Annotated in this window: 10 protein-coding genes; 3 read left to right on the forward strand and 7 right to left on the reverse strand. The window is 69.0% G+C overall.

Annotated elements, in window-relative coordinates; all coding sequences use genetic code 11:
• Nucleotides 1-78: 78 nt before the first annotated feature.
• The 7 genes from G0A00_RS25445 to pxpB are packed head-to-tail and all read right to left on the reverse strand — an operon-like array spanning nucleotide 79 to nucleotide 6,602.
• Nucleotides 79-1,257 (reverse strand): Xaa-Pro peptidase family protein, encoded by a 1,179-nt coding sequence (locus G0A00_RS25445; RefSeq protein ID WP_164185476.1) that lies wholly within the window; start codon nucleotides 1,255-1,257, stop codon nucleotides 79-81.
• 7 nt (nucleotides 1,258-1,264) lie between these two features.
• On the reverse strand, nucleotides 1,265-1,900 hold the full coding sequence (locus tag G0A00_RS25450; RefSeq protein ID WP_164185474.1) for a GntR family transcriptional regulator: 636 nt from the start codon (nucleotides 1,898-1,900) through the stop codon (nucleotides 1,265-1,267).
• Nucleotides 1,897-3,171 (reverse strand): Zn-dependent hydrolase, encoded by a 1,275-nt coding sequence (locus G0A00_RS25455; protein WP_164185473.1) that lies wholly within the window; start codon nucleotides 3,169-3,171, stop codon nucleotides 1,897-1,899. The genes G0A00_RS25450 and G0A00_RS25455 overlap by 4 nt, the downstream gene beginning before the upstream one ends.
• Nucleotides 3,168-4,130 (reverse strand): NAD(P)-dependent oxidoreductase, encoded by a 963-nt coding sequence (locus tag G0A00_RS25460; protein WP_164185472.1) that lies wholly within the window; start codon nucleotides 4,128-4,130, stop codon nucleotides 3,168-3,170. The genes G0A00_RS25455 and G0A00_RS25460 overlap by 4 nt, the downstream gene beginning before the upstream one ends.
• Nucleotides 4,127-4,792: a GntR family transcriptional regulator gene (locus G0A00_RS25465; RefSeq protein WP_164185471.1), complete on the reverse strand. Its 666-nt coding sequence runs from the start codon at nucleotides 4,790-4,792 to the stop codon at nucleotides 4,127-4,129. Before G0A00_RS25465 ends, G0A00_RS25460 begins: the two co-directional genes overlap by 4 nt.
• Complete coding sequence (locus G0A00_RS25470; protein WP_164185470.1) at nucleotides 4,789-5,853, reverse strand: biotin-dependent carboxyltransferase family protein; 1,065 nt, start codon at nucleotides 5,851-5,853, stop codon at nucleotides 4,789-4,791. Before G0A00_RS25470 ends, G0A00_RS25465 begins: the two co-directional genes overlap by 4 nt.
• Nucleotides 5,850-6,602, reverse strand: coding sequence for a 5-oxoprolinase subunit PxpB (pxpB, locus tag G0A00_RS25475; protein WP_164185469.1), 753 nt, complete (start codon nucleotides 6,600-6,602; stop codon nucleotides 5,850-5,852). Before pxpB ends, G0A00_RS25470 begins: the two co-directional genes overlap by 4 nt.
• A gap of 139 nt (nucleotides 6,603-6,741) precedes the next feature.
• Between pxpB and G0A00_RS25480 the strand changes: the two genes are divergently transcribed.
• From G0A00_RS25480 to G0A00_RS25490, 3 genes are all read left to right on the forward strand, one after another.
• Entirely contained in the window at nucleotides 6,742-7,521 is a 780-nt protein-coding gene (locus G0A00_RS25480) for a LamB/YcsF family protein (RefSeq protein WP_164185468.1), read from the forward strand.
• A gap of 3 nt (nucleotides 7,522-7,524) precedes the next feature.
• Complete coding sequence (locus G0A00_RS25485) at nucleotides 7,525-8,391, forward strand: D-amino-acid transaminase (protein ID WP_164185466.1); 867 nt, start codon at nucleotides 7,525-7,527, stop codon at nucleotides 8,389-8,391.
• 83 nt (nucleotides 8,392-8,474) lie between these two features.
• Nucleotides 8,475-9,689, forward strand: coding sequence for a pyridoxal phosphate-dependent aminotransferase (locus G0A00_RS25490; RefSeq protein ID WP_164185464.1), 1,215 nt, complete (start codon nucleotides 8,475-8,477; stop codon nucleotides 9,687-9,689).
• Nucleotides 9,690-9,818: the final 129 nt, after the last annotated feature.

A 9,818-nucleotide genomic window follows, 5' to 3' on the forward strand; every position in this document is an offset into this window, starting at 1 on the left:
CGGGTCTCGTCGAGGTCTTTGACGTGAATCGCGAGGTGGAAGAGGGATTTCATTTTGCGTTCCAATGTCTTGAGTGTGTCAGCGAAGGGTGATCTGGCGCGGCAGCGACGACAGAGGTTCGGCGCCGGTCTCGGTGACGATCACCGTTTCCGAAACGCCCACCGTAAAGCGCCCGTAGTCGCGCAGGGTGATGGGCAGGTGGAACACCATGCCCGGTTCAAGCGGCGTCTCGACGCCGGTGAAGAGCGACAGGATCGCGCCCTCGCCCCAGTCCGGGGCAAAGGCCGCGCCCATGGAATAGCCCGCGCGCTTGCGGAAAGCGGCGGTGAAGCCCGCGGCGTCGATGACCTGCTGCGCCGCCTCGTGCGGGACCGAGCAGGCGACACCGGGGCGCATCGCTGCCAGCGCGGCATCAAGGCCGCGCAGCGCCGTGTCCATCATCCGCTGTGCGGTTTCGGGCGGTGTGCCGATCCAGACCGAGCGCATCAGCGCCGCATGGTAGCGGTCATGGCTGGCGGCCAGTTCGAGGAAGACGCCGTCGCCCTCTTCGAGCAGGCGCCGCCGCCAAGTGGCGTGCGGGATACCCGAGCGCGGGCCGGAGCTGACCAGCGGCTCCATCGCCATGGCCTCGGATCCGGCCTCGATTGCCGCGGCGGTCATCGCGGCGGCGATGGTGTTCTCGCTGGCTCCGGCGCGGCAGGCCTCGATCGCGGCGGCCATGCCCGCCTCGGCATAGCCCGCCGCCAGCCGCAGCGCGGCCAGCTCGCGCGGGGATTTCACCGCGCGCAGCGCTTCGGTCCAGCCCGAGCCATCAAGCAGCGACACGCCCGAGAGCGCGGTTTCGATCCGGCCCATCATGTCGGGGCTGACGAACCAACCCGAGCGCTCGACCGCCAGACGCTCGATGCCCTGCGCGCGCACCAGCGCGGCCAGCGCCGCCGCCGGATCCTGCCCGTCCTGCCATGTGTGGATCGTGTCGAACCACGCATCGGCGCGGGCGCCGGTCTCTTCGAGCTGCCGCACAAGCAGCACCGGCTCGCCCTCGGCGGGCATGATCAGCGCCTGAAAGGCGAAGTAGCCCGCGGTCTGGCGCCCCGCGGTCCAGAAGATGTTTTCCGGCCCGGTCAGCAGCAAGGCATCGGCCCCCTCGGCGCGGAGGCGTGCCTGCAGCGCAGTGGCGCGGGCGCGAAACTCCTCGGCGGGAAAAACGGCGGCGCTGCCCGCGAGGGCGACAGGGGTCTGGAGTATCTGGTTCATGGGGTCCTCAGGAAGCGTTGAACGTGCCGAGGAACCGCGCCCGGACGTGATCGAAATGCCCGGCCATGCGGGCCGCGGCGAGTTCTGCGTCATGCGCGGCGATGGCGTCGATGATCTCAACATGCTCGCGCGCCTGATCGACGAAAGTGTCATAGGTGCGGGTCAGCGAGCAGCGCCGCGCGATGCCGCGCTGCTCGTCGAGGATGGCGGGCAGAAGATCGAGCCGCGCCGCCTCTGCCACCGCGTGGTGAAAGGCGCCGTCGGCCTGCCAGAAGGCATCGAAACTGACCGGATCCCCATCGACGATGGCCTGCATCTGCGCGCGAATCTCCAGCAGCCGTTCGGTGGCGCCAAAGCGGGCGGCGCGGCCCGCAGCGGCGCTTTCCAGCGTCTGGCGCAGGTGCACGATCTGCAAAAGCTGCTCGACCGTCACCGACCGCACCAGCACCACGCCATTGCTCAGCCGGTCGACCATGCCCTCGCTCTCGAGGCGCGAGATCGCCGCCCGCAGCGGCGTGCGCGACACGCCCAGCGTTTCGGTCAGCGCGCGCTCCGACAGCACGGTTTCCGCCGGGATCGTGCCCGAGACGATGTCGTCGCGCAGCCGCGCGTAGGCGGTTTCGGCCAGCGTCGCTCCGCTCATCCGGCGCTCTCCTGCACGATGGCGAGATAAACGGCGGCGACGGCGCGGGCGAGATCGGCCTCATCCATCGCTTCTTCGGGACAGTGGCTGCCGTTCCAGTTGCGGATAAAGACCATCACGCTGTCCCAGCCCGCCGCGCCGAAGGCCGCCGCGTCATGGCCGCCGCCCGAGAGCATCCGGCGCGGGCTGTCCCCCTGCGCCGCTGCACCCCCTGCAACGAAATCGGCCATCAAAGGGGACAACCGGGCCGGGGCCGAGCGGCTCTGCTCGCCGAGTTCGAACCGGATGCCGGGGCGGGCAGCCTCGATGCGGGCGATCTCTGCCTGCAGCGCCGCGTCGGCCTCTTCCAGCACCGCCACCTCATCCGAGCGCAGATCGAGGCAGAACTCCGCGTGGCCCGGCACTTTCGCCATAGCGTGCTGCGGCGAGGCGGCGTCGAGCTTGCCGAAGGTCACGGTGAGATCATGGCCCGCGTCCAGCAGCCGCGCCCAGACCGCATCCATCGCGAGGATAAGATCGGCCATGGCAACCACCGCATCGGCACGGCTGACCCGGGGCGCGCCGCCCGAATGCGCCCAAGTGCCATGCACCTGCGCGTTGCGATAGCGCAGACCGCCGCGCACCGCATCGACCACCGCATAGGCTTCGCCCGCGTCATCCAGCACCGGGCCCTGCTCGATGTGGAACTCCAAAAAGCGCGCCGGGGCGGGCGGGACGATGTCGCGCACCGCGTCGGGATCAAAGCCCTCCATCTTGAGGTGCTCGGCCAGCGAGAGCCCGGTGTCCGAGCGCTTGGCGTCGAAATCCTCGGGGTTCAGGCGGCCGAGCCCGGCGCGCGATCCCGCGTAAGAGACCGGGAACCAGACGCTTTCCTCGGCGCGGGTGACGATCAGCACGATGTCCGAGGCCGGGGTGATGCCCTGATCGCGCAACGCAGCGATGACCGCCAGCGCGCCGATCACCCCCGCCTGCCCGTCATAGGCCCCGCCTTGGCTGACCGTATCGAGATGCGAGCCGATATAGAGCGGCTTTGCCGAAGGGTCGCGGCCCGGCAGCGTGGCAAAGAGGTTGCCCGCCACATCGCGCCGGACCTCGCAGCCAAGCGCCTTGGCCTCTTCCTCGATCACCACATGCGCCGCGCTTTCCAGCGCGCTGTAAGAAGGACGGGTCCAGCCCGGTCCGTCTTCGGTGATCGCGTTCACGCGGGTCAGCACGCGCGAGATGGTGCCCGCGATAAGCGCGCGCGGCGGGGCGGTCAGTGTCTCGCTCATGCGCTTGCCTCCGCGGTTTGTGCCTGCGGGACCGGGGTGAGCACCGTTTCGGGCACGCCGCCGGTCAGCGCGGTGACCACATGGCCCGCCGCACCCATGGCGACGCGGCGCAGGGCCTCTTCGGTGGTGCCGCCCAGATGCGGCGTGAAGATCACGTTGGAGAACGCCGCCAGCGGGCCGGTGCCCGCGCCATGGCTGTAGACGTCCAGCGCCGCGCCGCCGAGATGGCCGCTGGCCAATGCACCCGCCAGCGCCGCCTCGTCGACCAGTTCAGCCCGCGCCACGTTGACCAGCTGCGCACCCGGCTTCATCGCCGCAAAGCGCGCGGCGTTGAACATGTGGTGCGTCTCAGGACGCAGCGGCGTGTGCAGCGTCACCAGATCGGCCTGCGCCAGCCCCTCTTCGAGGCTGTCCACACGGATGAACCCGCCGATGTCGCGGGCGCGCGGCGAATGCACCAGAACCTTCATACCAAAGGCGCTTGCGGCCATCTGCCCGAAGCGGCTGCCGATGCTGCCCCAGCCGACCACCAGCACGGTCTTGCCCGACAGTTCGCGGAAACTCACCGACTCGCGAAAGCCCGGCGTGCCCGCGCGTTCCCAGCGGTCTGCGCCCGGCACGCCGCGCGCCAGCGCCAGCGCGAGGCCGAGGGTCAGTTCAGCCACCGATTGCGCATTGGCGCCCGGGGTGTTGGCGACCAGCACGCCGCGCTCGATGGCGGCCTCTTTGTCGACAGCGTTGTGCCCGGTGCCATGCACCACCACGGCGCGCAGGCGGTCGGCGGCTTCGAACGCCTCGCGCGGGAAGCCCGCGTCGCGGGTGATCGCGGCGTCGCAGCCCTGCACCGAGCGGGCGATGCTGGCGGCGTCGGTGCCGCTGCAGGGCACCGGCTCGATGCCATTGCTGCGCAGGAGGGCGAGCCCGGCGTCATGCACGGGCTGAACGATGAGACATTTCATGTCCGGAAGGCCTTTTCGGTAGGGTCGGTGTGCACCTTGCCGAGGTGCTCGAAGATGGCGTCGCGGGCGTGGTCAAGATGCGCGCCCATCAGGGCCGCCGCCTCGTCGCGAAGGCCGCCGCGCATGGCGGCGAGCAGGGCGAGGTGCTCTTCGCAGCCGCGGATGAAGCGCGCGGGCACGACGCGGTGGTCGAAGATGCAGGTGCGCATGTGCAGGTCCTGAATGACCTTGGCAACCGCGGGATTGCCCGCCGCAATCGCGATGGAGGCGTGGAACTTGCGGTCCACGTGCCATTGCAGATCGTCCTGCCCCGGCCCCTGCTGCATGAGGCCGCGCACATCGGCCTCCAGCGCGCCTATCTGCTCGGGCGTGAGCCGCCCGGTGGCGGCGCGCACCGCCGAGGGTTCGAGCGCGCGGCGCAGAAAGAAGATCTCGTCGATCTCTTCGGGGCCGATGCGGCGCACCCGCAGGAAGCGGCCCGATTGTTCGGCCAGCCCCTCGCTGCGGATCCGCGCGATGGCCTCGCGCACCGGCGTGCGCGACATATCAAGCTCGGTGCACAGATGGGATTCCTGCAGCGTGTCGCCGGGCTTTAGCTCGCCCTCGAGAATGCGCCTGATCAGCTCCCGATAGGCGGTCGCCGCAAGGTTTTTGCCGCTCATGCCGCTGTGTCCTCCGATAGCTCCAGATCCCGGCCCATGACGGCCTCGGGCTCGACAATACCGCCCGCAAGATTGCACGACAGCAGAAAGCCCGAACTGAGCATCATCCCGGTCGCGGGCACCAAAGACGCCAACACCTCATGCAGCCGTGCCCGTTCGGCGAGCAGAATATCCTCGGCCTCGTCGCGACTTACAATCTCGAAGCGCAGATCGGCCCCGGTGGGCAGCTGCGCGAGACGCGGCAGGTCGGCAGAGATCACCGTGGCGATCTTGGGATAGCCGCCGGTGGTCTGCGAGTCGGCCATCAGCACCATCGGCTGGCCCGACGAGGGCACCTGAATGGCGCCCGAAACGATGCCGTCCGAGACGATGTCATGGCCGCGCGCGGCGGTCAGCGGCGGGCCGTCCAGCACCATCGCCATGCGGTCGCGCTGCGGCGTGATGCGGAAGCACGCGGTTTTCAGCTGCGCGATGACCTCGGGCGCGAAATAATCGTCCTGCGGGCCAAGCACCACGCGGATCGGCCGCTCGGGGGCTATCGCGCCGGGGCGGGCAGCGGGTTCGCGCGGGCGCAGGCAAATGCCGCCCTCAGCCTCTTCGCCAAGCGGCAGCAGATCCCCCGCCTGCAGCGCGCGCCCCTCGACCCCGCCAAGCGCAAAGCGCAGATGCGTGGCGCGGGCGCCCAGAACCTCGGGCACGGCGATGCCGCCCGACACCGCGATATAGCCCCAGGTCGCGCCCTTCAGCACGCCGATTTTCACCACCTCGCCGGCCTCGACCGTGTGGCTTTGTCCGGCGCCGAGCACACGCTCGCCGATGCGGATGTCGCACTCGCCGCCGGTCACGGCGAGGCGCAGCGCGCGGCCCGCCTTGAAGCTGCCGCCGATGGCGGTGAACTCCAGCGCGGCGGCGGTCAAAGCGTTGCCGCAGAGCGCATTGGCCAGATCCATCGCGGGGCGGTCCATCGCCCCCGCAGAGGGCACGCCGAAGCGCTTGCGCCCGTGGCGGCCTTGGTCCTGCACGGACAGCATCGGGCCGGTGCTGAGAATTTCCAAGCTCATTGCACGGCCTCCGGCAACATCTCTCCGGCAGCGATCGCGGCCTCGATTTTCGCACCTTCCACGGCACTGACCGGCACAAAGCTCAGCCGGTCTCCGGCGGCGAAGAGGAAAGGCTCGGCGCGGGCGGGGTCAAAGGCCCGCCACGGCGTCCAGCCGATGAATCGCCAGCCCGACGGGCCGGTCACCGAGTTGATGCTGCCCTGCTGCCCGCCGATGCCGATGGCCCCCGCCGGGATCGACATGCGCGGCTTCGGCAGACGCGGCGTGTGCAGCGCCTCGGGCAGACCGCCAAGATAGGCGAACCCCGGCGCAAAGCCGATCATATAGACGCGGAACTCGGCGGCGCTGTGCAACTCGATCAGCTCGTCCGGGGTGAGCTCTTTTTCACGCGCGAGATCCTCAAGATCGAGGCCGACCTCTCCGCCATAGACCACCGGCACCCGCCAGCGGCGCGCGGCCTCATCCCCCAGCTGCAATTGCGCGACGCGCTGCGCCAGTGCCGCCTCGAGCGCCGCACCGCGCAGCCGCGCGGGATCATAGCTCACCAGCAGCGAGCGGTAGGTCGGCACGCATTCCAGCACACCGTCGAGCGGCAGATCGGTCAGGCTTTCGGCAAGCGCAATCACCCGGCGGTTGGTCTCCGCGTCCACAGACTCGCCAAATTGCACCGCGAGCGCAGAGTCACCGACCGCCAGAAAGGCCGGGCCCTTGCCCGGTTTGCCCGCAAGATCATGCGCCTGGATGCTCATTCAAAAACCTCTTCTGCCTTGCTTGCATTTTCAGTATACCAGCTGTATCCAGAATGCAATCAGGCAAACGACGGGCCTGCTCCGGCGCCTCTGACACGCCGGACGACAAGACCCACGATCAGATCCCAGGAGGGAGCGAATGACGGTCACCTTGGACCTCAACTGCGACATGGGCGAGAGCTTTGGCGCCTATTCCATCGGCGACGACGCGAAGATGCTCGAAACCGTGACAACCGCCAATGTCGCCTGCGGCTTTCACGCCGGTGATCCGGTGGTGATGCGCCGCACCATCCAGCTTGCCAAGGCGGCGGGCGTGGCGGTGGGCGCGCATCCCTCGTTCATGGACCTCTATGGCTTCGGGCGCCGCCGCATCTCGGGTGAGCGGCCCGAGGATCTCGAGGCGCAGCTGATCTACCAGATTGCCGCGATGCAGGGCATGGCCGAGGCCGAGGGCCATCCAATGACCCATGTGAAGACCCATGGCGCGCTTGGCAATATGGCCGCGACCGACCCGGAACTGGCTGCCGTCTGCGCCCGCGCTGTCGCCGCGGTTGACCCCTCGCTGATCTATGTCTCGCTGCCCTACTCCGAGACCTACACGGCCGCCGAGAAGGCCGGTCTGCGCGTCGCCTGCGAAATCTACGCCGACCGCAGCTATACCGACGCGGGCGAGCTGACCCCGCGCAGCCAGCCCGGCGCGGTGATCCACGACATCGCCCAAAGCACCGAACAGGTGCTGGAGATGGTGCTGAACAAGCGCATCCCCACCACTGGCGGCAAGCGCCTGCCGGTGGAGCCCGCCACGCTCTGCATCCACGGCGACACCGCCGGGGCCCCGCAGATCGCCGCCGCCCTGCGCAAGTCGCTGGAAGAGAACGGCGTCACCATCGCTCCCTTTGCTGCTCCCGGAAGATCCTGAACCATGTCCCGAATTGTCTACCTCAACGGCCAGTGGCTGCCCGAAGAAGAAGCGAAAGTGTCGATCTTCGACCGCGCCTTCCTGATGGGCGATGCCATCTACGAAGTGACCTGCGTGCTCGACGGCGCGCTGCTCGACTATGCCGGTCACGCCGCCCGCCTGCGCCGCTCCGCCGCCGAACTGGGCCTCACGCTGCCGCTCGACGATGATGCGCTGCTGGCCGCGCACCACGAGATCGTCGCGCGCAACGAGATGAAGAGCGGCTTGATCTATCTGCAGCTCAGCCGCGGCGTCGCCGAGCGTGACTTCGCCTTCCCGCCCGAGGGCACCGAGCCGACGCTGGTGATGTTCACCCAAGCCAAGGACGTGCTGGTGAACCGCGCCGCCGAGACCGGCATCTCGGTCGCGCTGCTGCCCGACCTGCGCTGGGGCCGCCGCGACATCAAGACTGTGCAGCTGCTCTACCCGTCGATGGCAAAGATGGAAGCCAAGGCGCGCGGCGCTGATGACGCATGGCTCTTTGAGGACGGGTTTGTCACCGAGGCCAGCGCCGCCACCGCGCATATCGTCAGCAAGGACGGCAAGCTCATCACCCGCGAGCTGTCGCATGCGCTGCTGCCGGGCGTGACCCGCGCCGCGGTGCTCGAACTGGCGGCGCGCCATGGCGTCGAGATCGAAGAACGCGCCTTCACCCCCGACGAGGCGCGCGACGCCCGCGAGGCCTTCATCACCTCGGCCACCAACTTCGTCGTGCCGGTGGTGCGCATTGATGGCGAGGTGATCGGCGACGGGGCCCCCGGCGCGCTGACCCGCGAGCTGCGCGAGCAGTATATCGCGTCGCGTCGCGCAGCCGCGCTCGCCCCCGCCTGATCCCTCCCATTCAGCCCCGCGCCGTCCTCCCCGGCGCGGGGCTGTTTTCAACGGCCCGTCGCGGCCATTTCAGGACCACTCCCATGACCCAGTACCTTGCCAGCCGCATGGCGGCCGTACGTCCCTCGCCGACCATCGAACTTGCGCTGAAGCTGCAGCAGATGAAGGCCGAGGGCCATGACATCATCAGCCTTGGCCAAGGCGAGCTCGACTTCGCCACGCCCGAGCATATCGCCGAGGCGGGGATCGCTGCGATCCGCGGCGGCCAGACCAAATACACCGCCAGCTCGGGCACGCCCGAACTGAAGGCCGCGATCGCCGCCAAGTTCGAGCGCGAGAACGGGTTGAGCTACAAGCCCTCGCAGATCATCGCCGGCAATGGCGCCAAGCAGCTGGTGTTCAACGCGCTGATGGCAACGCTGGATGCGGGCGACGAGGTGATCATCCCCGCGCCCTATTGGGTCAGCTACCCCGATATGGTCAGCCTCGCGGGTGGCACCCCGGTGATCGCCCCCTGCACCGCCGAGAACGGCTGGAAGCTCACCCCCGAGACGCTGGCCGCCGCGCTGACGCCCAAGACCAAATGGGTGCTGCTGAACTCGCCGAACAACCCCACCGGCGCGCTCTACTCCGAGGCCGACATCGCCGCGCTTTGCAAGGTGCTGGCCGATCACCACACGCTGATCATGGCCGACGACATCTACGAGCTGGTGGTGCATGAGGGCAGCTTTGCTACGCCCGCAGCGGTCGCGCCCGAGCTGGCGGACCGCATTCTGACGGTAAACGGCGTGTCGAAGGGCTACGCGATGACCGGCTGGCGCCTCGGCTATGCGGCAGGGCCGGAATGGCTGGTGCGCGCGATGGACATCCTGCAATCGCAGAGCACCTCGAACCCCTCGGCGATCTCGCAGGCCGCCACCGTCGCCGCGCTGACCGCGCCCGCCGACTTCCTGCCCGAGCGCAATGCCCGGCTGAAGGCCCGCCGCGACATGGTGATCGCCGCCATCGACAAGATGCCCGGCATCACCTGCGCGACCCCGCCCGCCAGCTTCTACGTCTTCCCCGACTGCACCGGCCTTTTTGGCGCCCGCACCCCCGAGGGCAAGGTGATCGAGAGTGACATGGACGTCGCCGACTTCCTGCTGACCGCGGGCCGCATCGGCGTGGTGCCGGGCTCGGCCTTCGGCACGCCGGGCTATCTGCGGCTCGCCTATGCGCTCGACGACGCGCGGCTCGAAGAGGCGATGCAGCGCGCCATCGCGGCGCTCGAGACGCTGCAGCTTGCCGTCCCGGCCTGACGCCCGACCTAAGACCACACCGGCCGCGCAGATCGTCGCGGCCGGCCTTTTCACCGCCCCACCCGAGGTTTCCTGAAATGACCCTTCTCACCTCTGACGCCCGCGGCGTTTACGTCATCTCCGTCACGC

The sequence above is a fragment of the Salipiger sp. PrR002 genome (assembly GCF_010500775.1).
GTDB lineage: Bacteria > Pseudomonadota > Alphaproteobacteria > Rhodobacterales > Rhodobacteraceae > Salipiger.

Excerpts from the sequence above, each read along its gene's own strand:
- G0A00_RS25445 (WP_164185476.1), bottom strand. The coding sequence starts at position 1,257 with ATGAACCAGATACTCCAGACCCCTGTCGCCCTCGCGGGCAGCGCCGCC.
- G0A00_RS25450 (WP_164185474.1), bottom strand. The coding sequence starts at position 1,900 with ATGAGCGGAGCGACGCTGGCCGAAACCGCCTACGCGCGGCTGCGCGAC.
- G0A00_RS25455 (WP_164185473.1), bottom strand. The coding sequence starts at position 3,171 with ATGAGCGAGACACTGACCGCCCCGCCGCGCGCGCTTATCGCGGGCACC.
- G0A00_RS25460 (WP_164185472.1), bottom strand. The coding sequence starts at position 4,130 with ATGAAATGTCTCATCGTTCAGCCCGTGCATGACGCCGGGCTCGCCCTC.
- G0A00_RS25465 (WP_164185471.1), bottom strand. The coding sequence starts at position 4,792 with ATGAGCGGCAAAAACCTTGCGGCGACCGCCTATCGGGAGCTGATCAGG.
- G0A00_RS25470 (WP_164185470.1), bottom strand. The coding sequence starts at position 5,853 with ATGAGCTTGGAAATTCTCAGCACCGGCCCGATGCTGTCCGTGCAGGAC.
- pxpB (WP_164185469.1), bottom strand. The coding sequence starts at position 6,602 with ATGAGCATCCAGGCGCATGATCTTGCGGGCAAACCGGGCAAGGGCCCG.
- G0A00_RS25480 (WP_164185468.1), top strand. The coding sequence starts at position 6,742 with ATGACGGTCACCTTGGACCTCAACTGCGACATGGGCGAGAGCTTTGGC.
- G0A00_RS25485 (WP_164185466.1), top strand. The coding sequence starts at position 7,525 with ATGTCCCGAATTGTCTACCTCAACGGCCAGTGGCTGCCCGAAGAAGAA.
- G0A00_RS25490 (WP_164185464.1), top strand. The coding sequence starts at position 8,475 with ATGACCCAGTACCTTGCCAGCCGCATGGCGGCCGTACGTCCCTCGCCG.